This is a genomic window from Pseudomonas sp. LBUM1668, assembly GCF_059695715.1.
In genome coordinates, this window is sequence record NZ_CP166787.1 from 5,090,329 (window position 1) to 5,114,343 (window position 24,015).

23 protein-coding genes are annotated in these 24,015 nt (G+C 58.3%); 6 read left to right on the forward strand and 17 right to left on the reverse strand.

Features of this window, described 5'->3' with window-relative positions; genetic code table 11:
* Positions 1–85: 85 nt before the first annotated feature.
* Positions 86–655, forward strand: coding sequence for a GspH/FimT family pseudopilin (locus ACA061_RS22900; protein WP_210554900.1), 570 nt, complete (start codon positions 86–88; stop codon positions 653–655).
* Here ACA061_RS22900 and ispH read toward each other — a convergent pair.
* The 6 genes from ispH to murJ form a co-directional block, all read right to left on the reverse strand.
* Positions 612–1,556 carry a 4-hydroxy-3-methylbut-2-enyl diphosphate reductase gene (gene ispH / locus ACA061_RS22905; protein ID WP_210554899.1) on the reverse strand — a complete coding sequence of 315 codons (945 nt, stop codon included), beginning with the start codon at positions 1,554–1,556 and terminating at the stop codon, positions 612–614. The genes ACA061_RS22900 and ispH overlap by 44 nt on opposite strands.
* Positions 1,557–1,762: 206 nt before the next feature.
* On the reverse strand, positions 1,763–2,200 hold the full coding sequence (gene fkpB / locus ACA061_RS22910; RefSeq protein WP_191624081.1) for an FKBP-type peptidyl-prolyl cis-trans isomerase: 438 nt from the start codon (positions 2,198–2,200) through the stop codon (positions 1,763–1,765).
* A gap of 7 nt (positions 2,201–2,207) precedes the next feature.
* Entirely contained in the window at positions 2,208–2,720 is a 513-nt protein-coding gene (gene lspA / locus ACA061_RS22915) for a signal peptidase II (protein WP_150617359.1), read from the reverse strand.
* A complete protein-coding gene (gene ileS, locus ACA061_RS22920; protein WP_210554898.1) occupies positions 2,713–5,544 on the reverse strand; it encodes an isoleucine--tRNA ligase in 2,832 nt (943 codons plus the stop codon). The genes lspA and ileS overlap by 8 nt, the downstream gene beginning before the upstream one ends.
* A gap of 13 nt (positions 5,545–5,557) precedes the next feature.
* Entirely contained in the window at positions 5,558–6,496 is a 939-nt protein-coding gene (gene ribF / locus ACA061_RS22925) for a bifunctional riboflavin kinase/FAD synthetase (RefSeq protein WP_497300089.1), read from the reverse strand.
* 129 nt (positions 6,497–6,625) lie between these two features.
* The gene (gene murJ / locus ACA061_RS22930; RefSeq protein WP_150602196.1) at positions 6,626–8,164 is read right to left on the reverse strand and encodes a murein biosynthesis integral membrane protein MurJ; all 1,539 of its coding nucleotides are present in this window, start codon (positions 8,162–8,164) and stop codon (positions 6,626–6,628) included.
* 252 nt (positions 8,165–8,416) lie between these two features.
* Between murJ and rpsT the strand changes: the two genes are divergently transcribed.
* The gene (rpsT, locus tag ACA061_RS22935; protein ID WP_003228351.1) at positions 8,417–8,689 is read left to right on the forward strand and encodes a 30S ribosomal protein S20; all 273 of its coding nucleotides are present in this window, start codon (positions 8,417–8,419) and stop codon (positions 8,687–8,689) included.
* Between the two features lie 125 nt (positions 8,690–8,814).
* On the opposite strand, the gene ACA061_RS22940 is transcribed toward rpsT, so the two are convergent.
* From ACA061_RS22940 to rplU, 6 genes are all read right to left on the reverse strand, one after another.
* Positions 8,815–10,839, reverse strand: a complete 2,025-nt coding sequence (locus tag ACA061_RS22940) for a toxin-antitoxin system YwqK family antitoxin (RefSeq protein WP_210554896.1) — start codon at positions 10,837–10,839, stop codon at positions 8,815–8,817.
* A gap of 144 nt (positions 10,840–10,983) precedes the next feature.
* Entirely contained in the window at positions 10,984–11,451 is a 468-nt protein-coding gene (locus tag ACA061_RS22945; protein ID WP_210554895.1) for a CreA family protein, read from the reverse strand.
* Positions 11,452–11,461: 10 nt separating this feature from the next.
* Positions 11,462–12,580: a glutamate 5-kinase gene (gene proB / locus ACA061_RS22950; protein WP_042561149.1), complete on the reverse strand. Its 1,119-nt coding sequence runs from the start codon at positions 12,578–12,580 to the stop codon at positions 11,462–11,464.
* A 123-nt stretch (positions 12,581–12,703) separates the two neighbouring features.
* The gene (gene cgtA, locus ACA061_RS22955) at positions 12,704–13,927 is read right to left on the reverse strand and encodes an Obg family GTPase CgtA (RefSeq protein WP_150602194.1); all 1,224 of its coding nucleotides are present in this window, start codon (positions 13,925–13,927) and stop codon (positions 12,704–12,706) included.
* Between the two features lie 193 nt (positions 13,928–14,120).
* Entirely contained in the window at positions 14,121–14,378 is a 258-nt protein-coding gene (gene rpmA / locus ACA061_RS22960; RefSeq protein ID WP_003176049.1) for a 50S ribosomal protein L27, read from the reverse strand.
* Between the two features lie 35 nt (positions 14,379–14,413).
* Positions 14,414–14,728, reverse strand: coding sequence for a 50S ribosomal protein L21 (gene rplU / locus ACA061_RS22965; protein ID WP_003230856.1), 315 nt, complete (start codon positions 14,726–14,728; stop codon positions 14,414–14,416).
* 240 nt (positions 14,729–14,968) lie between these two features.
* On the opposite strand from rplU, the gene ACA061_RS22970 reads away from it, so the two are divergent.
* The 3 genes from ACA061_RS22970 to ACA061_RS22980 all read left to right on the forward strand — a co-directional run bounded on the left by ACA061_RS22970 (position 14,969) and on the right by ACA061_RS22980 (position 16,888).
* The gene (locus ACA061_RS22970; protein ID WP_007909817.1) at positions 14,969–15,937 is read left to right on the forward strand and encodes a polyprenyl synthetase family protein; all 969 of its coding nucleotides are present in this window, start codon (positions 14,969–14,971) and stop codon (positions 15,935–15,937) included.
* 144 nt (positions 15,938–16,081) lie between these two features.
* Positions 16,082–16,423 carry a zinc ribbon domain-containing protein YjdM gene (locus ACA061_RS22975; protein WP_042561151.1) on the forward strand — a complete coding sequence of 114 codons (342 nt, stop codon included), beginning with the start codon at positions 16,082–16,084 and terminating at the stop codon, positions 16,421–16,423.
* 207 nt (positions 16,424–16,630) lie between these two features.
* The gene (locus tag ACA061_RS22980) at positions 16,631–16,888 is read left to right on the forward strand and encodes a PA4570 family protein (protein WP_150602192.1); all 258 of its coding nucleotides are present in this window, start codon (positions 16,631–16,633) and stop codon (positions 16,886–16,888) included.
* A gap of 132 nt (positions 16,889–17,020) precedes the next feature.
* On the opposite strand, the gene bamJ is transcribed toward ACA061_RS22980, so the two are convergent.
* From bamJ to ACA061_RS22995, 3 genes are all read right to left on the reverse strand, one after another.
* Entirely contained in the window at positions 17,021–17,638 is a 618-nt protein-coding gene (gene bamJ / locus ACA061_RS22985; protein WP_042561153.1) for a BamJ family beta-barrel-assembly machinery protein, read from the reverse strand.
* 123 nt (positions 17,639–17,761) lie between these two features.
* On the reverse strand, positions 17,762–18,067 hold the full coding sequence (locus ACA061_RS22990) for a DUF6482 family protein (RefSeq protein ID WP_150617356.1): 306 nt from the start codon (positions 18,065–18,067) through the stop codon (positions 17,762–17,764).
* A 132-nt stretch (positions 18,068–18,199) separates the two neighbouring features.
* Positions 18,200–18,688 (reverse strand): TIGR00645 family protein, encoded by a 489-nt coding sequence (locus ACA061_RS22995; protein ID WP_042561155.1) that lies wholly within the window; start codon positions 18,686–18,688, stop codon positions 18,200–18,202.
* A gap of 163 nt (positions 18,689–18,851) precedes the next feature.
* On the opposite strand from ACA061_RS22995, the gene ACA061_RS23000 reads away from it, so the two are divergent.
* Positions 18,852–20,681, forward strand: coding sequence for a hypothetical protein (locus tag ACA061_RS23000; RefSeq protein WP_210701846.1), 1,830 nt, complete (start codon positions 18,852–18,854; stop codon positions 20,679–20,681).
* Positions 20,682–20,732: 51 nt separating this feature from the next.
* Here the strand turns inward: ACA061_RS23000 and ACA061_RS23005 are convergent, their stop codons facing one another.
* Together ACA061_RS23005 and ACA061_RS23010 are read right to left on the reverse strand one after the other, a co-directional pair.
* Positions 20,733–21,050, reverse strand: coding sequence for a PA4575 family protein (locus ACA061_RS23005; protein ID WP_150602189.1), 318 nt, complete (start codon positions 21,048–21,050; stop codon positions 20,733–20,735).
* 310 nt (positions 21,051–21,360) lie between these two features.
* Entirely contained in the window at positions 21,361–23,799 is a 2,439-nt protein-coding gene (locus ACA061_RS23010; RefSeq protein ID WP_150602188.1) for a Lon protease family protein, read from the reverse strand.
* Positions 23,800–24,015: the final 216 nt, after the last annotated feature.

Here is a 24,015-nt window from a genome sequence, read left to right on the forward strand (position 1 = left end):
AACATTCAATCAATACATGTCGGTTGATTTACTCGCAGCGGCGCACGGAACGCGTCGCTGATCACACTCCAAGGAGGGCGTTTTCATGTCGCAACAAGGCTTCAGCCTGATCGAACTGCTTATGGGACTGGCGATTGGCGCAATTGTTCTGCTGCTGGTCAGTCCGGCGTTTGCCACGCTCACCGAATCGAACCAGCGCGACCAGGCTGCACAGTCATTGATCGAGGGCATCCGTAACGCTCGCACAACGGCCATCACGCGTAATCAGACTACGATGATTCACGGCATCAACGGCGATTGGAGTCAGGGTTGGCGGATCATTCTGGATATCAGCGGCAAGGGGCCGGAGGACAGCAGCAACCCGCTGCTGCTGGAGCATGCGAGTGACGCGAAGGTACCGATCGTCGGCAATTGGCTGGTGAATCGTTATGTGCGGTTCAGCAGTCTGGGGCAACCGCTGATGCCCGGGCGCAAGTTTCAGGCGGGGACGTTACATATCTGCTCGACTCGCGAGCCGGTCAGCCAGCGCCAGATAGTGCTGGCGGCGACCGGTCGCGTGCGCCTGAGCAGCGAAAAGACTGAACAGGCGCTGTGTCAAAAAGCAAAAAGCGTTAGATCGAACGGACGCGCAGCTCTTTCGGCATCGAAAACGTGATGTTCTCTTCGCGCCCGGCCAGCTCATCGGCACCCGTAGCGCCCCACGCGTGCAACTGCTGAATAACGCCGCGCACCAGCACTTCCGGCGCCGAAGCACCGGCAGTGATGCCGATACGCTCGACGCCATCGAACCAGCTCTGTTGCAGGTCTTCGGCGCCGTCGATCAGGTAGGCCGGCGTGGCCATGCGTTCGGCCAGTTCACGCAAGCGGTTGGAGTTAGAGCTGTTCGGGCTACCGACCACCAACACCACGTCGCACTCGTCGGCCAGTTGCTTGACGGCGTCCTGGCGGTTTTGTGTGGCGTAGCAGATGTCGTCCTTGCGCGGGCCACCAATGGCCGGGAAACGCGTACGCAGCGCATCGATGACACGGCTGGTGTCGTCCATCGACAGCGTGGTCTGGGTGACGAAGGCCAGTTTCTCCGGGTTGTGCACCTGCAGTTCGGCGACGTCTTTCTCGTCTTCGACGAGGTAGATCGCGCCGCCATTACTGGCGTCGTACTGACCCATGGTGCCTTCGACTTCAGGGTGACCGGAATGGCCGATCAGGATGCATTCACGACCGTCGCGGCTGTATTTCGCGACTTCGATGTGCACCTTGGTGACCAGCGGGCAAGTAGCGTCGAACACCTTCAGGCCACGACCAGCGGCTTCGGTACGCACGGCTTGCGATACGCCGTGAGCACTGAAGATCACGATGACGTCGTCCGGCACCTGATCCAGTTCTTCGACGAAAATCGCCCCGCGACTGCGCAGGTCTTCGACGACGAACTTGTTGTGCACCACTTCATGACGCACGTAGATCGGTGGCCCGAAGACTTCCAGGGCGCGGTTGACGATTTCGATCGCCCGGTCCACACCGGCGCAGAAGCCACGGGGATTGGCGAGTTTGATTTGCATGCTGTGCCTCGTGTCTTGCGCGCGAAAACAGTTAAAAACACTGTGGGAACTTGCTATCTGTGGTGAGGGGATTTATCCCCGATCGATTGCGCAGCAATCGCAAAACAGTCGGTGCTTTCTCATTCGAAATCGCAGTGACCAGACTTGGGGGCGCTTCGCACCCCATCGGGGATAAATCCCCTCGCCACAGAGGCTCCTTGTACTTTTTACAACGCTTTGACGGAGAAAATTTCCACGTCAAAGGTCAGCGTCTTGCCAGCCAGCGGGTGGTTGAAGTCGATGGTCACTTGCGCATCATCGAACTCTTTTACCACGCCCGGCAGCTCAGTATTGGCCGCGTCGTTGAAGATCACCAGCAAACCGGGTGACAGTTCCATGTCGGCAAACTGCGAGCGCGGGATGATCTGCACGTTCTGCGGGTTCGGTTGACCGAAAGCGTTTTCCGGCTCGACGGTCAGCGTGCGCTTGTCGCCGGCCTTGAAGCCGAACAGCGCCGCTTCAAAACCCGGCAGCAGGTTGCCGTCGCCGACCTTGAAGGTCGCCGGGGCCTTGTCGAACGTGCTGTCGACGGTGTCGCCGTTCTCCAGGCGCAATGCAAAGTGCAAAGTGACTTCCGTGTTCTGGCCAATGCGTTGCTCAGCCAATACTTGTTCAGTCATGAGCGGCCTCTTCGGTTTTCTTGGATTTGAACATATCCAGTGCCAGCATTACCGCGCCAACGCTGATAGCGCTGTCGGCGATGTTGAACGCCGGGAAGTACCAGCGATTCTGCCAGTGCACCAGAATGAAATCGATCACATGGCCCAGGGCCACGCGGTCATACAGATTGCCCAACGCACCACCCAGCACCAGCGCCAAGGCGATGGCCAGCCAGGTTTCGTTGCGACCCAGACGCTTGAGCCAGACCACCAGCACCGCGCTGACCACAATCGCGATCAGGGCGAATAGCCAGCGCTGCCAGCCGGAACTGTCAGCCAGAAAGCTGAAAGCAGCGCCGGTGTTGTAAGCCAGGGTCCAGCTGAACAAATCGGGGATCACCACGATCTGCTGGAACATTTCGAGCTTGTTTTCAAAGTAGAACTTGCTGGCCTGGTCGATGACCAGCACCAGCAAGCTCAACCAGAGCCAGCCCAACCGTCCGAAACGGCCAATGGCGTTAGGCATAGTGACGAACCTCGCCAGCGCCGCTGATGTTGTCGACGCAACGACCGCAGATTTCCGGATGCTCCGGGTTCACGCCGACGTCTTCGCGGCAGTGCCAGCAGCGAGCGCATTTCGGGAAAGCCGATTTGACGATCTTCAGCTTCAGGCCGCTGACTTCGGTAGCCACCGCGTCGGCCGGAGCCTGCACGAATGGCGCAACGCTGGCGGTCGAAGTGATCAATACAAAGCGCAGTTCGTTGCTCAGCTTGGCCAGGTCGGCAGTCAGAGCCTCTTCGGCAAACAGCGTCACTTCGGCTTGCAGGTTGCCACCGACAGCCTTGGCTGCGCGCTGGATTTCCATCTCTTTGTTGACCGCGACTTTCACTTCCATGATGCGATCCCAGTACTCACGGCCCAGCTCGAAGCCTTCCGGCAGTTCGGTCAGACCTTCGTACCAGGTGTTGAGCATGACGGATTCGTTACGCTCGCCCGGCAGGTATTGCCACAGTTCGTCGGCAGTGAAGGCGAGGATCGGCGCGATCCAGCGCACCAGCGCTTCAGAGATGTGGAACAGCGCAGTCTGGCACGAGCGACGTGCCTTGCTGTCGGCGCCGGTGGTGTACTGGCGATCCTTGATGATGTCGAGGTAGAAACCACCCAGCTCCTGCACGCAGAAGTTGTGGATCTTGGAGTAGACGTTCCAGAAACGGTATTCACCGTAGTTCTCTTGCAGCTCGCGTTGCAGCAGCAAGGTGCGATCCACCGCCCAACGATCCAGCGCGAGCATTTCTTCAGCCGGCAGGATGTCGGTAGCCGGGTTGAAACCGGTCAGGTTGGAAAGCAGGAAGCGCGCGGTATTACGGATCCGGCGGTAGGCATCGGCACTGCGAGCCAGGATCTGCTCGGACACGGCGATTTCGCCGGAGTAGTCGGTCGAAGCCACCCACAGACGCATGATGTCGGCGCCCAGGGTGTCGTTGACTTTCTGCGGCGCGATCACGTTGCCCAGGGATTTGGACATCTTGCGGCCGGACTCATCGACGGTGAAGCCGTGGGTCAGCAGTTCGCGGTACGGCGCGTGGTTGTCGATGGCGCAACCGGTCAGCAAGGAGGAGTGGAACCAGCCACGGTGTTGGTCGGAACCTTCCAGGTACAGATCGGCACGCGGACCGGTCTCGTGGCCCATCGGGTGCGAACCGCGCAGGACGTGCCAGTGCGTGGTGCCCGAATCGAACCAGACGTCGAGGGTGTCGCTGATCTTGTCGTACTGCGGCGCTTCATCGCCCAGCAGTTCGGCGGCGTCCATCTTGAACCAGGCTTCGATGCCTTCGACTTCAACGCGCTTGGCGACTTCTTCCATCAGCTCAACGGTGCGTGGGTGCAGCTCGCCGCTTTCCTTGTTGAGGAAGAACGGGATCGGCACGCCCCAGTTGCGCTGACGCGAGATGCACCAGTCGGGACGGTTAGCGATCATCGAATGCAGGCGCGCCTGGCCCCAGGCCGGAACGAACTTGGTTTCTTCGATGGCTTTGAGCGAGCGTATACGCAGGGTGTCGCCGCTGACCGGCTCTTTGTCCATGCCAATGAACCACTGCGCGGTGGCGCGGTAGATCAGCGGAGTCTTGTGACGCCAGCAGTGCATGTAGCTGTGTTCGATGACGGTGGTGTGCATCAGCGCACCCACTTCGGTCAGTTTTTCAACGATGGCCGGGTTGGCCTTCCAGATGAACTGGCCGCCGAAGAATTCCAGCGTCGGCACGTAAACACCGTTGCTCTGAACTGGATTGAGGATGTCATCGTTGACCATGCCGTACTTCTTGCAGGTCACGAAGTCGTCTACGCCATAAGCCGGGGCGGAGTGAACCACACCGGTGCCGGCGCCCAGTTCGACGTAGTCGGCCAGGTACACCGGCGACAGACGGTCATAGAACGGGTGACGGAAGTTGATCAGCTCCAGTTCTTTACCAGTGGTGGTCGCAACCACCGAGCCTTCCAGGCTGTAGCGAGCCAGACAGGCTTCGACCAGCTCTTCAGCCAGCACCAGCAACTTGTCGCCGACATCAACCAGCGCGTAGTTGAATTCCGGGTGAACGTTCAGCGCCTGGTTGGCCGGGATGGTCCACGGGGTGGTGGTCCAGATCACGATCGAGGCAGGCTTGGCCAGCGACGGCAAGCCGAACGCGGCAGCCAGTTTGGCTTCGTCAGCGATCGGGAATGCCACGTCGATGGTCGACGACTTCTTGTTTTCGTACTCGACTTCCGCCTCGGCCAAAGCCGAACCGCAATCAAAGCACCAGTTCACAGGCTTGAGGCCCTTGAACACGAAACCGCCCTTGACGATTTCAGCGAGAGCGCGGATTTCACCGGCCTCGTTCTGGAAATTCATGGTCTTGTACGGGTTGGCGAAGTCGCCCAGCACGCCGAGGCGGATGAATTCGGACTTCTGCCCTTCGATCTGCTCGGTGGCGTAGGCGCGGCACAGTTCGCGGGTCTTGTCCGCGCCCAGGTTCTTGCCGTGGGTCACTTCAACCTTGTGCTCAATCGGCAGGCCGTGGCAGTCCCAGCCGGGCACGTACGGCGCGTCGAAACCCGAAAGGGTTTTCGAGCGGATGATCATGTCCTTGAGAATCTTGTTCAGAGCGTGACCGATGTGGATCGTGCCGTTGGCGTACGGAGGGCCGTCGTGCAGGACGAACTTCGGACGATCCTTGCCAATCTCGCGCAACTTTCCGTACAGGCCAATACTGTCCCAGCGCTGCAGAATCTGCGGTTCGCGCTGTGGCAGGCCGGCCTTCATTGGGAAGGCGGTGTCCGGAAGGTTTAGCGTGGCTTTATAGTCGGTCATTTAAGGCTCTTCATTAGCGATGGGCGCTAGGTGCGGCTAGTGCACGGGCGGTGGCGACATCCGCATTGATCGCCGTTTTCAGCGCCTCCAGAGAGGCAAATCGCTGCTCTTCACGCAGCTTCTGGTGGAAAACCACCGTCAAACGCCGGTCATACAGATCGCCGGCAAAATCTAAAAGATGGACTTCAAGGTGGGCCTTGCCATCACCTTGCACCGTGGGCCGTACGCCAATATTGGCGACGCCGGGCCAGGTCTTGCCGTCGATGTCGACATCCACCAGATACACCCCGGTGAACGGCACACGACGACGCTTGAGTTGAATATTGGCAGTGGGCGTACCCAATTGCCGGGCCAGCTTCTGGCCATGCAGCACACGACCGGCGATGCGGTATGGGCGACCGAGCAAACGTTCGGCCAAGGCAAAATCGGCCGCGGCCAAGGCGTTACGCACTTGGGTGCTGCTGACACGAATGCCATCCAGCTCGACGGTTTGCGCGGCTTCGACGGTAAAACCGTGAACCTGCCCGGCCTGCAACAGGAAATCAAAATCGCCGAGGCGGTCGCAGCCAAAACGGAAATCGTCACCGACCTCCAGATGCTGCACGCCGAGCCCGTCCACCAGAATGGTGTCGACGAACTCACTGGCGCTGAGTTTGCTCAGACGCTGGTTGAAGGCCAGGCACAAGACCCGGTCGACACCTTCGGCGGCCAGCAGCTGCAGCTTGTCGCGTAACCGGGCCAAACGCGCCGGGGCGGAGTCGGGGGCGAAAAACTCCCGCGGCTGCGGCTCGAAAATCACCACGCAGCTGGGTACGCCCAACTCGAGCGCACGCTCACGCAGTCGGGCCAGGATAGCCTGGTGACCACGGTGAACACCGTCAAAGTTGCCAATAGTGGCGACGCAGCCCCGATGCTGGGGGCGCAAGTTGTGGAGGCCTCGAACCAGCTGCATAACGCGCTTCTTGCTCATAAAGTGGTCGATTATAACCACACCCGACGGTCGACGACAGGCAACACCGTAACGCAAAGTGATCGAGCCGACAAAACTGTCGGCCCGCGCCCATTCATAAAGGGTAAAACCTCAGCTCAAGGCCTTGCGATTGAAGTCGCGCAGACGGAAACCGAGCAGCAGCAACATACCGAAATACGCAACCACGCCCGCCGCCACCAATGCGCCCAGACGCAGGAAGCGCTCAAGCATGTGGCCTTGATCCCACGCCGGCATGAAATGCATGCCGATCAGCAACACAACCGACATCACCGCCACTGCCACGATCAGTTTGAAACCGAACTTAGCCCAACCCGGTTGCGGCTGGTACATCTGCTGTTTGCGCAACTGATAGAACAGCAGCCCGGCGTTGAGGCACGCACCGGCACTGATCGCCAAGGCCAGCCCGGCGTGGGCCAGCGGCCCAATCAATACCAGGTTGAACAACTGAGTGCAGACCAGCGTGAAGATTGCGATTTTTACCGGCGTACGGATGTTCTGTTGCGCATAAAAGCCCGGCGCGAGCACTTTGATCACGATAATCCCGAGCAGACCGACAGAATAGGCAACCAATGCGCGCTGAGTCATTTCAGCATCAAAGCCACTGAATTGACCGTACTGGAACAGCGAGACGGTCAACGGTTCGGCGAGGATCCCTAGCGCCAGCGAGCACGGCAGCACCAGCACAAAACACAGACGCAGGCCCCAGTCGAGAATCCGCGAGTATTCGTGACGATCCTTGCTGGCGTAGGTTTTGGCCAACGTCGGCAGCAGAATCGTGCCCAATGCCACACCCAGCACACCGGATGGCAACTCCATCAAACGGTCGGCGTAATACATCCAGGACACTGAGCCGGCGACCAGAAACGAGGCGAATATGGTGTTGATGATCAGCGAAATCTGGCTGACCGATACGCCAAGGATCGCCGGCAGCATCTGTTTCATCACCCGCCACACGCCGGTATCACGCAGATTCAGGCGCGGCAGCACCAGCATGCCAATCTTTTTCAGGTGCGGCAGTTGAAACAGCAACTGCGCCAGACCACCGACCAATACCGCCCAGCCGAGCGCCATGACCGGCGGATCGAAGTAGGGCGTGAGGAACAGCGAAAACACGATCATGCTGACGTTGAGCAAGGTCGGCACGAACGCAGGCACCGAGAAGCGGTTCCAGGTATTGAGGATCGCACCGGCCAGCGAGGACAGCGAGATCAGCAATATATAGGGGAACGTCACCCGCAAGAGGTCAGAGGTGAGCTGGAATTTTTCCGGGGTATCGGTGAACCCCGGGGCGGTGGCCCAGATGACCCAAGGCGCGGCGATCATGCCCAGCGCCGTAACCAGCGCCAGCACCAGCGTCAGCAAACCCGACACATAGGCGATAAAGGTGCGGGTCGCTTCTTCGCCCTGCTGGCTTTTATATTCCGCAAGAATGGGCACGAACGCTTGGGAAAAAGCCCCTTCGGCGAAGATCCGCCGCAGCAGATTGGGCAATTTGAAGGCGATAAAGAAGGCATCTGTCGCCATTCCGGCGCCGAATATTCGAGCAATCAGCGTATCGCGAACAAACCCGAGAACCCGGGAAATCATCGTGATAGAGCTGACGGCGGCCAACGATTTGAGCAGATTCATTGAAGGAGTTTGTGCCTGTCGATAAACAGCAGGCGAATAAAGCGCCCACTTGTGCGATACTCCGCGCCGCAGCAGCACAGAGCCAAAGCTCGCGAGTTTACAGGTCAAGCGCCGGAAATAAATATCCCGCCTCTTTATACCTACCACTTAGCGGAACGATTCAAGTGCCCTTGACAAGACTTCTCTTCATCGGCATGATTCGCGGCCTATTTTGTTTGCTATTTCCTAAAAAGTCTTTCGAGGAGCTCGACGGTGGCCAACTCACCTTCCGCCAAAAAACGTGCAAAACAGGCTGAGAAGCGTCGCAGCCACAACGCCAGCCTGCGTTCCATGGTTCGTACCTACATCAAGAATGTAGTTAAGGCCATCGACGCAAAAGACGCTGAAAAAGCTCAAGCTGCATACGTTCTGGCTGTGCCAGTTATCGACCGTATGGCCGATAAAGGCATCATCCACAAGAACAAGGCTGCTCGTCATAAGAGCCGTCTGAATGGCCACGTCAAGGCACTGAAAGAAGCTGCCTAAGCGACGTAGTCATTAAAAAACCGACCCTCGGGTCGGTTTTTTATTGCCTGCGATTTAGCGCTCCTTCCATCACAACCCCAAACAGGCACGCACCCGGTCAAGGGTACGCACCCGACTCACCGGGCTTACTCACCAAAATTGAACATGACCGGCTTCGGTGGAGGACACCCCTCTGGCGGCGGAAAGTTCTGCACGCCCGACTCATCGTACCCGGTGTAACAGCCTACCAGCTCGCCGCCCTTGAAGTTGAAGCGACGCTCAACGACGCCAGTCGAGTAGTAGCAGACCATTTCACCTTCACGCTTCGCATACGAATAGTCTTTGTATTCCCGACCTTCAACGGTGATCAGACGATACCCCTGCATGGGCTCGGAGCACTTCAATTGCCCATTGGGGTAGTAATCGTTGTGCACCACACGATCATCCGCACCCAGTAGCACTTCCTCGACCTTTCGCCCCTCGTAAGACTCGTGACGCACACTTTGCCTGACTCCGAACAGGTAATCGGCCTCGAAGTAGGCAACCCCATCGCCGCGAAAGCTACGCTGCAGGCCACACGGCTTGATTCTTGTGTACTTGCCATCGACCACATGGCAGTAATTTCTTTCTGAAACCAACGCCCCAGCCTCATTAAATGACTGATCGTTGCCGATGGGCTCATCCGCCTCATAAATGGCCACTCGGTCTAACCGACCATTTGAGTGATAGGTACGAAAGGGTCCCTCTCTATTTCCATGAAGCCAGGTGATGTCAGACAGCAGTACCGAACCATCATCGGTATAGGTCAGCGCACGCCCCTTGATCTGCCCCGCCACGTAGGTCGCCGAATAGGTCAGCTTGCCGTTCGCAGCGTAAGTTTCTCTCAAGCCATCAAGCGCACCGGCCCGGTAGTGCTCAAGCAATCGCAACACCCCCGCCCCATCAACCTCGCGCAACTCTCCTTCCTTTTTACCCGCGACAAATGACAAGGTTTGAACACGGTCGCCGTCCAGCCTCAGAGTCCAGGCGCCCTCCCTGACACCTGAGACATAAGCACCCTCTCCTTCGCCACTGACCCAACGACCATTCTGCCGACCATTCAGATACTCGCCACGAGAGATAATCTCACTCCCCCTGACTCGCTCTGCCGGGCCATCCAGAACATCTTGCTTGTACGTGTCGAAACCAGAAATATCTTCATCTTTACCGTACGCAGTGATCGTCCAGCGCCCCTCACGCAAACCGTCGACGAACAAACCTTCTGAAACACTATGGCGCTCATCGATCACCCAGGCGCCCTGCCTCAAACCATTCGCATAAGCTCCCGAGGCCTCGGAGACCGCTGCATCAAACTCGATCCAGTCACCCGTCTTCCTGCCCTGAACCATCACGCCTCGCTCCAGCACACGATCACCCCACAACTTAACGAGAGGTCCGTCCTCCGAGCCCACATAACGTTTCGGGTCAGACTCCCACGCCATTTGCGTTACACGAAAGGCCGGAGCGAGCTCACCCTCCGCCATCGGCGTGCGTTCGTAGGTCAGCGTCAACCAACGCCCTTCACGCTGCAGAAAGGTTTTCTTGTAGGCGTCATAGACACCATCTTCTGATGGCTCGCCGCCCTCCGAGGCCGGAACGCCACCAACACCGAATTCGCCCACCAGCGTGCCAGCCGTGGGATCGAGCGCATCGAATTCAGGGATGCCGGTTGTCGCCACCTCATAACCGTAGTCATAGGGCAGCAACTTGTTCAGCTCGCTCACTACCCGTGCGGCATTGAGCTTCTTCTGATTGCTCGCAATGCGATCAAGAACCGGCTGCAGACTGTTCAGCTTGCGATATTTGCCAGATCGCTCACTGAATCGATAGCCATGGAGCCCATTTCGCCCACCCGCTCGGGACAGGACAATCAAGGTCTGCATATCGCTATCGAGACTGGCGTAGAACACTGACTCAATGCTCGAATCACCGAAATTGTCGAGCATCTGCGGCACGGCTGTCGGCGCATCACACATGCACGCATACCCCACAACACCCGCCGGCTCGCGAATAAACGCCAACGTCGCGCCACTCTCCTGAGACTGAATCACCGGGTGCGCCAATGACTTGCCGGCATAAAACGGTTCGGCCTGCACTTGCATGGACAGCGAGCAACACACCATCAGCGACATAAAAAAAAACGCATACGAATCCCTTCGCGCCTGAAGCACATCAATTCAACAATGAGAAACAAAAAGGCGAGCCGAACGGCTCGCCCTCAATCACACAACCCATGGGCCTGGAAAAACAACTCGACCCTGTAATGGTTTTCAGCCTTATGGCTGAACCGGCACCCACGGCAAAATCGGAATGGCCGTCACCGCATTCTGTGGACTGCCCTCGATCACGCGATCGCTATAGACCAGATACACCAGCGTATTGCGTTTCTTGTCGAGGAAACGCACCACCTGCATGGTCTTGAACACCAACGATGTGCGCTCCTTGAACACCTCATCGCCATCCTTCAGCTCGCCCTTGAACTTGATCGGACCGACCTGACGGCAGGCAATCGAGGCTTCGGCGCGATCTTCCGCCAGACCCAGACTGCCCTTTACGCCGCCCGTTTTGGCGCGCGACAGGTAGCAGGTCACACCTTCGACTTTGGGGTCGTCGAACGCCTCGACCACGATCCGGTCGTTTGGACCGACAAATTTGAACACCGTCGACACCTGACCGATTTCCTCGGCCGAGGCCAGCAATGGCAGCGCCATCAACAGACCCAACAATCCTTTTGCTACGCGCATCTAATTTTCCTTAAACCAGAATCAGGTTGTCACGGTGAACCAGTTCCGGTTCAGCCATGTAACCCAGCAAACCGACAATCGCATCCGACGACTGACCGATGATTTTTTGAGCTTCCAGCGCACTGTAGTTGGCCAGGCCACGAGCGATCTCACGACCATCCGGCGCAACGCAAACCACCATTTCACCGCGACGAAAACTGCCCTGCACCAGCTTGACGCCCACCGGCAGCAGGCTCTTGTTACCTTGAGACAGCGCCGACACGGCACCATCATCCAGCACCAAGGTGCCGCGAGTCTGCAGATGCCCGGCCAGCCATTGCTTGCGCGCCGCCAGCATGCCGCGCTCAGGCGACAGCAAGGTGCCGATGCGCTCGCCCGCTTTCAGGCGATCCAGCACACGCTCAAGCCGACCACCCACAATGATGGTGTGCGCACCGGAACGCGCCGCCAACCGTGCTGCGCGCAGTTTGGTCTGCATGCCGCCGCGCCCCAGCGCCCCACCGGTGCCACCCGCCACCGCATCCAGGCTCGGATCATCGGCGCGCGCTTCATAGATCAGCTGGGCTTCTGGATTGTTGCGCGGATCAGCATCGAACATGCCGTCGCGATCCGTCAGGATCACCAGCAGATCAGCCTCAACCAGATTGGCCACCAACGCCGCCAGCGTGTCGTTGTCGCCGAAACGGATTTCGTCGGTCACCACCGTGTCGTTTTCGTTGATCACCGGGATGACTTTCAGCTCGACCAGCGCACGCAGGGTGCTGCGGGCGTTCAGGTAGCGTTTGCGATCGGACAGGTCATCGTGAGTCAGAAGAATCTGCGCGGTGTGCCGGCCATGCTCGGCGAAGCTTGATTCCCAAGCTTGCACCAGACCCATCTGACCAATTGCAGCGGCCGCCTGGAGCTCGTGCATCGCACTGGGTCGTGCGGTCCAGCCCAAGCGGCTCATGCCGGCCGCTACCGCCCCGGAGGACACCAGCACCAACTCGACGCCAGCCTCATGCAAGGCCACCATCTGCTCGACCCAGACACTCATTGCCGCGCGATCCAGCCCTTTGCCATCAGCTGTCAGCAAAGCGCTGCCGATCTTCACGACCCAACGCTGCGCACCTGTCACCTTGCTCCGCATCATCTTCAACCTTAGCTTGAGGGCAGCGCGACCCAGCGCCGCCCATGACGTTATTTGTGACTTGCGATTTCCAGATACTAAAACGCCGCTCGATTGAGCGGCGTTCAAGTTTATCGCAACGGATCAGTCACGCACGTAAATGATTTCCGGACCGTCTTCGTCATCCACATCTTCTTCGTCCCAATCATCGTCGCCGATGTCGTGGACCGACTTCACGCCACTGCGACGCAGGGCACGCTTGTCATCCAGCGCCTGCAGTTGCGCGCGCGCTTCGTCTTCGATGCGCTGATCGAGATCAGCCAGCTCTTCCTTGTAGACAGGGTCATTGGCCAGGCGATCGGCACGATCTTCCATGTAACGCATGATGTCGTGGCACAGACGCTCGGTACCCAGCTTGGAAATGGCCGAGATCACGTAGACCGGACCAGTCCATTCCAGGCGATCAACGATCTCCTTGACGCGCTCTTCATGATCTTCTTCAAGGATCTGGTCGCACTTGTTCAGCACCAGCCAACGATCACGCTCAGCCAGGGACGGGCTGAACTTGATGAGTTCATTGGTGATCACTTCTGCAGCATCCGGAGCGCTGGCATCATCCAGCGGCGCCATGTCGACGAGGTGCAGCAGCAGACGCGTACGCGCCAAGTGCTTGAGGAAGCGGATACCCAGGCCGGCGCCATCGGAAGCACCTTCGATCAGGCCTGGAATATCGGCAACGACGAAGCTCTTCCAGCGATCGACGCTGACCACCCCCAGGTTTGGCACCAGCGTGGTGAACGGGTAATCGGCAACTTTCGGCTTGGCTGCCGAGACCGAACGGATAAAGGTACTTTTACCGGCGTTCGGCAAGCCCAGCAGACCTACGTCGGCGAGCACTTTCATTTCCAGTTTCAGGTCACGCTGCTCACCCGGTTTACCTGGAGTGGTCTGGCGCGGCGCACGGTTGGTACTGGATTTGAAACGAGTGTTACCCAGACCGTGCCAGCCGCCCTGCACCACCATCAGTTTCTGACCAGCCTTGGTCAGGTCACCGATGACTTCCTGAGTAGCGGAGTCGATCACGGTGGTGCCGACCGGAACGCGCAGGATCAGGTCTTCACCTTTTTTACCGGTGCAGTCGGTGCTGCCGCCGTTGGAACCACGCTCGGCATCGAAGTGCCGGGTGTAACGGTAATCAACCAGGGTGTTGAGGTTTTCGTCGGCCATCATGTAGATGGAACCGCCGTCACCGCCATCACCACCGTTCGGGCCACCGTTCTCGATGAATTTTTCCCGACGGAAACTCATGGCGCCATTGCCGCCATCACCAGCCTTTACTCGAATCGATACTTCATCAACAAACTTCATAACCAACGCCTCTCGCCATACGGACGAGCCGAAAAACAATCAAGACATAAGACTCTTGCAAAAATGAGCGCAGCGACCCCAAAACACGACCTGTATCGCACGCCGACAGCCCATACAAACAGTTTTGCAAGAGACTCACCCCACAAACGAAAAAGCCCCGTCGCAAGACAGGGCTCTTCCAGCGATCTCGCGATTAAGCCGCGACAACGCTCACGTAACGGCGGTTGAACGCGCCTTTTACTTCAAACTTGATCACGCCTTCGATTTTCGCGAAGAGGGTGTGATCTTTACCCATGCCAACGCCGTAACCAGCGTGGAATTGGGTGCCGCGCTGACGCACGATGATGTTGCCCGGAATGATCTTCTGGCCGCCATACATCTTCACGCCAAGGCGTTTGGCTTCTGAGTCGCGACCGTTACGGGTACTACCACCAGCTTTTTTGTGTGCCATGAGTTCAATTCTCCTAGTGAGGAATTAGGCTGAAATTAAGCCTGAATACCGGTGATTTTGATCTCGGTGTACCACTGGCGGTGGCCCATACGCTTCATGTGGTGCTTACGACGACGGAACTTGATGATGCGGATTTTATCGTGACGACCTTGGGAGATCACTTCAGCCACAACAGTAGCGCCAGCAACAACTGGGGCGCCGATGTTTACGTCGTCGCCATTGGCAACCAACAGAACGCGATCAAAGGTAACGGATTCGCCGGTAGCGATTTCCAGTTTTTCGATCTTCAGGTATTCACCTGGGGCGACTTTGTACTGCTTGCCGCCAGTAACGATTACTGCATAAGACATGGTGTTTCTCCGATAATCCTGCTCACCCAGCTCTTTATAAGAAGAGGTATTGGCTGGCATGGCTGCATGGGGCTGGAAGGCCCGCTAGCAATTGCGTAAGGCAGGTGCTGCCCAGGAAGTTCAGGGTGCGCGATTGTACGCAAGCTATCGCAGGCTTGCAAGTAGCCGTCCATCGCGCCTTGACAGGTCTGGACGGGGGTCCTAGCATGCCGCGCAACCCTTCTGGAGCGACTCTCGCTGATGCAACCCCAAGCTTTCTACCGCGCGGTGGCGGACGATTTTAGCGCCGTCGACGGCATCATCAAGAAGCAGCTGACTTCCCGAGTGCCGCTGGTATCGAAAATCGGCGATTACATCACCTCGGCCGGCGGCAAACGCCTGCGTCCTTTATTAGTGTTGCTGTGTGGCAAGGCCTTGGGTCGCGAAGGTGATGACATGCGCCTGCTCGCTGCCACCATCGAATTCCTGCACACCGCGACTTTGCTGCATGACGACGTAGTCGACATGTCCGGCATGCGCCGTGGTCGTTCGACCGCCAACGCCATGTGGGGCAACGCGCCAAGTGTGCTGGTGGGCGATTTCCTGTACTCGCGCTCGTTCGAAATGATGGTCGAACTGGGCTCGATGCCGGTGATGAAGATCCTCTCGCAGGCCACGCGCATCATCGCTGAAGGCGAAGTGCTGCAACTGTCCAAGGTCCGCGACGCCAGCACCACCGAAGAAACCTACATGGAAGTCATCCGCGGCAAGACCGCGATGCTTTTCGAAGCCTCGACCCACAGCGCCGCCGCGCTGGCCGGTGCGACCGCCGAGCAGAGCGAAGCCCTGCGCACCTTTGGCGATCACCTGGGCGTGGCATTCCAGTTGGTCGACGATCTGCTCGACTACAAGGGCGACGCAGAAACCCTGGGCAAGAACGTCGGTGACGATCTGGCCGAAGGCAAGCCGACCCTGCCGCTGATCTACACCATGCGCGAAGGCACGCCTGAACAGGCTGCACTGGTGCGCCAGGCGATCCAGAAAGGCGGGATCGAAGACCTTGAAAGCATCCGCATCGCCGTGGAAGCTTCCGGTTCGCTTGAGTACACCGCGCAACTGGCCCGCGATTACGTGGCCCGCGCGATCAAGTGCCTCGAAGCGCTGCCGGCCAGCGAATACCGTGATGCACTGGTTGAATTGAGTGAGTTTGCGGTCGCCCGTACACACTGAAATCGCTGAAAACAGATCGAAAGATCGCAGCCTTCGGCAGCTCCTACAGAGCTGTTGAGGCTGCGATTTTTTGCTTTTGGCGCCAGCAGCCGAGAAACCCTATACAATGTGCGACTTTTAGCGATCCCCTCTCAAGGAGCCCTAGTGAGCACGTTGCCACCCTGCCCGAAATGCAATTCCGAATACAGCTACGAAGACGGCACTCAACTGGTGTGCCCGGAGTGCGCCCACGAGTGGTCTGCCAATGGCGAAGCCGAAGCAGCCTCCGATGACGCCGTGAAGAAAGATTCGGTCGGCAACGTCCTGCAGGACGGCGACACCATCACCGTGATCAAGGACCTCAAGGTCAAAGGCACGTCGCTGGTAGTCAAGGTCGGCACCAAGGTCAAGAACATCCGCTTGTGCGATGGCGACCACGACATCGACTGCAAGATCGACGGCATCGGCCCGATGAAGCTCAAATCCGAGTTCGTCAGAAAAGTCTGATTCTGCTGTCATCCATCCCGCGCCCGCCGTGGGATGGAGCTCCGCCCTCCCCTGTTTCCCTCAGCACATCCACGCGATAGCCAAGCGCCAGCCGTTTTGACCTTACGCAATCTTTACCCTGAAAAATCTGCAATCCGCCAATAGGCGCTTGCTATTTGATGAATAAGAATTATTCTCATTGAAACCCTTTCAATGGAGATGAGAACCATGACTTATTTGATCGACGCCTGGCTGGATCGCCCACACCCGTACCTCAGAATCCTGCATCGGGAAACCGGGGAAGTCTGTGCGGTGCTTGAAGAAGAAGCCTTGCATGAGCTGCAGGATCAGGGTGATCTGGATGTCAGCAGCCTGAATTCCAGCGAGCCGCTGGTGCTCAAGGAGCTGGTGCGCAATCTGTTCCTGTTCTGCTACGCCCGGGCCTTGCGCCCGACCAATGAACTGCATCACAAGATAGAACTATGAGAGTCACGGAAAAAACTGTGGGAGCCAGTCTGCTGGCGATGGCATCAACGCGGTCTTGAACAAAAACCGGTGTCGACCCTATCGCCAGCAGGCTGGCTCCCACATTAGCCTGTCATGCAGACAGGCCAGGTCTTACAGAACGTCCAGCAGCTCGACGTCGAATACCAGAACGCTGTGCGGCGGGATGCTGCCAACGCCTTGAGCGCCGTAAGCCAGTTCGCTCGGCACGTACAAACGCCATTTGCTGCCGGCATTCATCAGTTGCAGGGCTTCGGTCCAGCCGGCGATGACGCCGCCAACCGGGAATTCTGCTGGCTGGCCACGCTCGTAGGAGCTGTCGAACACAGTGCCGTCGATCAGGGTGCCGTGGTAGTGAGTACGCACTTGATCTTCACGGCTTGGCTTGGCGCCTTCGCCCTGAGTCAGCACTTCGAATTGCAGGCCGGAAGCCAGAGTGGTGATGCCGTCACGCTTGGCGTTTTCAGCCAGGAATGCCAGGCCTTCGCCTGCTGCAGCTTCAGCCTTCGCAGCCGCTTCGGCTTGCATGATCTCGCGGATCACTTTGAAGCTGGCGGACATTTCTTCCTGACCTACACGGCTTTCCTTACCGGCGAAAGCGTCGGTCAGACCGGCCAGAATAGCGTCAAGGCTGACACCCGGTGGCGGGTTGTCGCGCAGCTGGTCACCCAGCTGACGGCCGATACCGTAGCTGACGCGAGTTTCGTCGGTGGACAGATTTACTTCGGACATGACACTGCTCCGCTGTGCGGACGGCCAACAGACGTGCCGTGCGTACACAGCGCGTCCCGGCGCGCCCGGAACCAAAAGGGCGAGCAGACTAGCACAGATGCCCTGCCGTTTGGGGCGACGGGGCTACAGCGCGGAACGCCAGGCGAGCGGCACTTTCAGACTTTCCTCGCCACTGGCGCCGAGGCCACACATTTCATCATGTACCGAGGTGTGTACGAGGTTGAACGGCAATACCGGAAAGGTATGCAACACATCACGGGCATGTTCGACCGAGCGTAGCGTCAACATCTGCCCTTGAGGGTTGCTGAGCGGATAGGCCGCCCCACGCATACGCGCTTCGAGCAGGTAAATGCCGCCTTCCATGGAGATCAGGTTCAGCTCATCGACCTTGCCGGCGATGGCGTACGCGTTCAACTCTTGCAGGTTCATGAACACACCTCACGCAGTGGCGAGCCAGTAGGTCTACAGGGATATGCCTGCGGGCAAAAAAGCACAAGCCAAAAACGACACCGCCCGTCTGTTTCGCAACAGACGGGCGGGTTTGCAGCGATCAAAGAATGATCAGTGCTTGGTGAGCTTATCCAGGTAACCCATGGCAAATGCCGAAATCACAAACGTCATGTGGATGATCACGTACCACATCAGGTGCTCGGGATCGACGTTCTTGGCGTCCATGAAAATGCGCAGCAAGTGGATCGAGGAAATCGCCACGATCGAAGCCGCCACTTTCATCTTCAGCGACGAGGAGTCCATGGTGCCCAGCCAGCTGAGCTTCTCTTTGCCCTCGTCGATGTCCAGCTGCGAGACGAAATTCTCGTAACCGGAAATCATCACCATCACCAGCAGGCCGCCGACCAGCGCCATGTCGATCAGCGACAGCAGGACCAGAATCAGGTCCGACTCGGCCATCGAGAAGACGTTGGGGAGGATGTGGAAAACTTCCTGGAAAAATTTCAGTGCCAACGCCAGGAGCCCGAGGGACAGCCCGATGTAGATCGGCGCCAGCAGCCAGCGCGTGGCATACATTGCATTTTCGATAAAGCGTTCCATTGAATCTCACACAAGGGGGGTTGTAATGGGGGGCGAGTATACCAGCCCGCTGTGACAGCCAGAAACCGCCTGAAAATCCGCTACCGGCGCACGTGTGCGGCATTTTTTTCTGCTAGTGTCCAAACCATTGACGGCCCAGCGAAAGCGGACAGGAAAAGTGGAAATGGATGTGCGATTGCCGATAACGATTGCCGGAATTTGCTTCACCCTGCTCCTTGGCGGTTGCTCGCAAGGTGACGAAAAGCACACGGTCAGCCTTGAAGAAAAAACCGCAAAATTCGAACAGTCACTGGACGCCATCACCGATCCGAAGCTCAAGGACGCCGTCACCGAACTCGGCGGTTCGCTGCTGTTACTCGAACGCGCGCAGCTCAAGCTCGACAGCAATCCGGCAAAAACCGAATATGGCGAAGACGCCCTTGGCGTGCTCAAGCACTACCCTACCCCGCAGGCGCTGGTCGATACCTTCATCAATGGTCTGTTTGTGCTGCACAAAGATTCCAGCTCCGATTACCTCATCGACTTGCAACCGGTTTTCCCGTTTAACCTGAACATTCCCGGCGGCTTCCTGTTCCCGCATGGCGTGGAGTGGCAATCGGTGACGCTAAGTAACAAGCGCGTCATTGCTTATCAGCCGGAATGGTCGGAAACCGATCCGGGCATTCAGCTCAGCCCATCCAGCTCCAACGTCACCAACCCCGATGACCTGACCGTGACCTACCCGTTCATCGATGGCCTGGACGTCGACAAGAAAAACCTGCCGCAACCGGTGAGCCTGCAAGGCCAGGTCGAAGTCATCGCGCCGCGCCGCCTATACAGTTTCGACCTGACGCAGAAAGATGTCGGCCAGACCCGTACCAACGACAATCTCAGCGTCAAACTGCTCAAGCTTGAAAAGAACTACGCCGAAGTCGAATTCAGCAACAACCTGCCGCTGGCCCCGGAAGTCGCTGACGCCCAGCTCAATCCGCTGATTGTTCAGGCGCGCGACGGCAGTGGTCAATACCTGGTGCGTGCCGGTTCGATCAACGAAAGTCCGGAGCAGGTTACTTTCTACGAAAAACAACTGACGCATCTGCAACAGCAGAAAACCTGGAGCGACGCGCTGGAAAAGCAGCTCAGTGACGACCAACTGGCGTTCGAGCAACAACACCCGCGCCGCTACAACAAGGTCTACTTCAACGGCCCGATCGAGACACTGGAAGTCAGCCTGCTGGATTTTTCCTCGGCAACCGTGACACGCAAGGCACTGGATCTGCCGATTCGCACCTTCAACCCGCACACCGTGGAAAAAACTGTCCAGCCATTGGACTTGCCGATTGTGGTGTATGACGATCTGGCCGCGAACTGGCTCAAAGGCGCGAGCCTGACCGAGGATCAGTTGAAGGCCGGTATCCGTATTCAACAATCGGTGGAGGACTCGAGCGCTGCGCGCATCGAGTTTTCTCACCGCCGCACCTTCAACGACGAACTGCTCGGTGACGACTTCAACCCCGGGGTCAGCCCGGTGACGTTCTTCACCGAAAAGCGCAGCGGCAAACTCGATGAACCGATCGAGCTACCGCCCGAGGCTTATCAGGTCGATCCACTGAACGCGACGATCACCTACGATTTGAACCTGTTTCCGGATACGCCGGCGATTGCCGTCGGCTCAATGCCGCTGTTTCTCGCATCGGTCGAGAAAAAAACCTATGACGCCAAGTCTTTGCCCAAAGGTCTGGAGATCAGGAACAACACGCTGGTGGTCGACTTGAAGCTGTTCCGAGCCGATGAATGGCGATTCTTCGTCAAGGACGACAGCGGCAAATACCTCAAGCAGATTCTCTCGGTCAGCCACGATGCGAGCGCAGAAGGCCCGGCGCTGTCTGGCGTGCACTACTTCTATGGCCGTCCAACCCACGTGGAAACCTATCAGCGAACCAACCTCGCCACCGTGCAATATGGTTTTGAGGTCAAACTCGACAAGGCGCAAGTAGCTGAGACTGCTCCTTGAAAAGCAAAGTCAAAAGATCGCAGCCTGCGGCAGCTCCTACAGGGGCGCGTGTCAGTTGAGGCTGCGGCCACGCCCGCCGTTGATCTGCCGAAGCTGGGCTTGCAGGTGCAGGCTCCAGATCTGCGGGTCGTCGGCCAGCTCATAGCCGTGCAACGTCAGACTTTCAACGATGGTGTCGAGAATCGACTCAGCGGCAATCGGGCCGTGGAACGGACCCTGGGCTTTGATGGCGGAAGGTTGTTCGCCGGCCATGCCGGCAGCGAAGAGCAGTGTCCACATGCCGTTATCGCCGGCCAACGGTTTGATGGCGCATTCGATACGGGTCACGAGACCCAGACATTGACGGGTGAGGCAGAGGTTGCGCGACATGGCGGCGACCCTCGGTAAAGCCGGTATTCAGCCCTCTCGGGAGGACTGGCTCGATCCAGTGATACTGTCGATATCCTTGAGCTGAGAATAGAAGAAAAGTCCGCCGGGCAAGCTTTATGAAACCAGAATGCGCCGAATGGTCATTGTGTGAATATTGGCGTCAGAGTTGTGGCGATTTCCCTGAAGATCGACACAAAACAAATGTAGGAGTGAGCCTGCTCGCGATGGCGGTGTGTCAGGCAACATTTTTGTCGACTGACACACCGCTATCGCGAGCAGGCTCACTCCTACAGTTTGACCGCGTTGGGCGTTAAGCCGGTTTGGCTTCTACCAACGCCTCCTGCGCCAACTCCTTCTCGGCTTCTTTCAGATCTTCTTCGCTGATCATCTCGGCAATATCGCGCAGGCGTTCAACCACTCGCGCATTGATGCTGCCCTCCGGGAATTCACCATCGGCATTCGGCTCACCGGCCGGCTCACCGGCCAGCAGGCTCAGCGCTTCGTCGGCCTGACGCACCGCGTACACGTGGAATTGCCCCGCGCGCACTGCCGCCAGCACTTTCTCATCAAGCATCAACGTCGCGACGTTGGCCTGCGGGATGATCGCGCCTTGCTCGCCGGTCAGGCCGCGTGCTTCGCAGAGGCGGAAGAAGCCTTCGATCTTCTCGTTGACCCCGCCCACCGCCTGCACTTCACCGAACTGGTTGATCGAACCGGTGATCGCGAAGCATTGCTTGAGCGGGGTTTTCGACAACGCCGAAATCAGCGTGCACGCCTCGCCCAGCGACGCACTGTCGCCGTCGACGTAACCGTAGGATTGCTCCAGTGCGATGCTCGCGGAAATCGCCAGCGGGAATTCCTGGGCGTAACGGCTGCCCAGATACCCGGTGAGGATCATCACGCCTTTGGAGTGGATCGGCTGGCCAAGATTGACCTCACGCTCGATGTCGACGATACCGCTGCCGCCCGGGTACACCGTGGCGGAAATCCGCGCCGGCACACCGAACGCCGAGTCACCGACTTCAAGCACGGTCAGCCCGTTGCACTTGCCGACCGCCGCGCCATCGGTGTCGATCAGGATGATCCCGGCGAGCATGTCATCGAGAATCCGCGCCGACACACGTCCGGTGCGAGTGGCCTTGGCTTTCAGGGCACGCTCGATGTGACCGGCATCGGTCATCTCATCACCGGCCAGATGCCGGATGAAATCCGCCTCGCTGACCAGTTGGAACAGATCACCGATGCGCGCCGACAAACGTCCTTGGTGTTCGGCCAGACGTGCGCTGTAAGTCGCCAGACGCGCGACCGCATCGGCCGTCAGCGGTGCCATGCCCTCTTCCGAAGTCCGGGTTTTCAGGAGCTGGGCGAATTGCTCCAGGCTCTCGTCGACCATCGGGATGTCTTCATCGAAGTCGACCAGAACGCGGAACATCTCCTGGAAGTCCGGATCGAGGTCCTGCAACGTGTAATACAACGACCGCGCGCCGATGATGATGACTTTGACCTGCAACGGAATGTGCTGCGGGTTGAGGGTCACGGTGGCGAAGCGGCCCATCTCGCCCAGCGGCGATTCCATTTTCAGCTTGCGCGATTGCAGGGCACGCTTGAGCGCATCCCACACGAACGGCTCGCTGAGCATTTTTTCCGCTTCAAGAATCAGGAAACCACCGTTGGCGCGGTGCAAGGCACCCGGACGCAACTGGCGATAGGTGGTGTACAGCGCGCCTTGATCAGTGGTGTATTCGATGCGGCCGAACAGGTTTTCATACGTCGGGTGCGGCTCGAAAACCACGGGCGCGCCACCGCTGGACGGATGACCGACCACCAGACTCGGCGCGTATTGTTCTTCCAGCAGCTTGCGGGCGACGGCGTCGGTCTTGCTGTCGTCGACCAGTTGCTCGACCACGGTTTTCAGCAGGTACACCTGCATCGCTTGCAGGTAACCGCAGACCGCTGCGTTCTCCGCGTACTTCTCGGACAACGGCGACAGCAATGGCTGCAAGGCCAGGGTGATGGTTTCTTCATTGAGCGAACGCAACTGATTGTTCGACTCGCGCTTCCACTGCGGCAGGCTGGCGAGTTCTTCGTTCAGGCGTTCTTCGAGACCGGAAATGTCTTCGTGAAAACGCTCGCGATCGGCTTCCGGCAACTGGGCGAATTCAGCTTCATCCAGCGCCTTGCCGTCGAGCATCGGCGTGAACGCGATGTTGCTGCTGTCGCGATACAGGGCAACGTCTTTTTCCAGGGCCAGACGCTCGATGATGTCGAGGGCCTTGTCGTAGCGCTGGTTGAAGGCGCGGTCGATGGCGCTTTTCTTTTGCTGGTAGGACGGGTGTTCGAAGACCGCCGGAAAAGTCGCCAGCAGGTTGTCGATCAAGCCGTTGATGTCACCGATGAACGCGCCGGCCGTGCCCGATGGCAGTTCCAGTGCGCGCGGTTCGCGCGGCTCATCGAAATTATTCACGTAGACCCAGTCTGCCGGGGTCTGCAGGCGTTTGCCTTCGGCTTTCAGGTAGCGTTTGACGAACGAGAAGCGACCGGTGCCGGGCTCGCCCATGACAAAAACGTTGTAACCGGGGCGTGGCATGGCCACACCGAACTGCAAGGCTTCGACCGCACGTTCCTGGCCGAGCACACCGCGAAAGGGCTCCAGATCATTGGTGGTAGTGAAGCTGAACTGTTCAGCGGAAAACGGACGGGTCAGCGCTTCGGGCGCTAGACGCAAGCTGGCAGCAACAGGATCAGGCATCGGGCTTCCTTAACAATCAGGCGGGGCAGATAGCGGCATTCTGGCGCTGCCCGTACCCCACTGGCAAGGCGCGCCATGTGACAAAGCATAGACAAACGCCCGGCCCGTGACCCGCGCCCTTGAAACCGGGGTTTATTCCAAATATTTTGCAAAAACTCACGGAACCCCAGGAACGTGCCTAAACTCCAAACTGCGCGGCTGGAACTAATACCGGCC